The organism is Arthrobacter sp. 05T423, assembly GCF_056396245.1.
Map to the genome: position 1 here is coordinate 1 of NZ_JBFTLC010000102.1, position 728 is coordinate 728.

The following is a 728-nucleotide window of genomic DNA, read 5'->3' on the forward strand; positions in this document are numbered from 1 at the left end:
CGGCAGGCCGCCGACCGCTCCGAATCGGTCGCTTCCTGGCTGGACAACCGGGATCCGGGCTCGCTGCTGAACGAGGTCAAGTCCTTCGCCCGCCAGCGGCCCGGCACCTTCCTGCTCCTCGCGGCAGGCGCAGGACTCGTGGCCGGACGACTGGGCCGCAGCCTGCAGGCCGGCGCCCCCGAAACCGGCACCGCAACAGGCTACGGATCAACAGCCGGCGCCGTGCCCCCGTATCCCGCGCAGCCGCCGGCAACCGAAGGCAGCCTGGATGCCGGGGTCGGAGCACCGCTCTATGACCACGCCGAACTGGGCGAGCCTGCCTACACGCAGCCGGCCTACGGTGAACCCATTTATGGAGAACAGCCCACCGGCCAGCCGGCGTACGGCGCACCGGCGATCGGAGAGCCGGCTTACGGCGAACCCGCCACGGGACAACCCGCCTATGGCCAACCCGCCTACGGCGAGCCGGCGATCGGTGAGCCGGCGTATGACGAGCCAGAGTATGGCGAGCCGACGCGGCKGGATACTGATGACACTGAGGGTGGGGGGCGTCCTCTGTGAGCAGCCAGATACCCGAGACCCCGCATACGGCCGCGCACGTCAAGGCCGACACCACCTCCCTCGGTGACCTCCTCGGCGAGGTMACCCGGGACCTGTCCACCCTGATCCGGCAGGAAATCGAACTCGCCAAAGCCGAACTCAAACAATCCGGCACCCGCGCCGGCAAG

The 728-nt window shown here is 69.7% G+C and carries 1 protein-coding gene and 1 pseudogene; both read left to right on the forward strand.

The features are described 5' to 3' along the window. Nucleotides 1-561, forward strand: a pseudogene (locus AC1DFE_RS24085) (hypothetical protein); the annotation flags it as partial. After that, a partial coding sequence (locus AC1DFE_RS24090) for a phage holin family protein (protein ID WP_476908337.1) occupies nucleotides 558-728 on the forward strand: 171 nt, incomplete at its 3' end. The pseudogene AC1DFE_RS24085 and the gene AC1DFE_RS24090, both read left to right, overlap by 4 nt.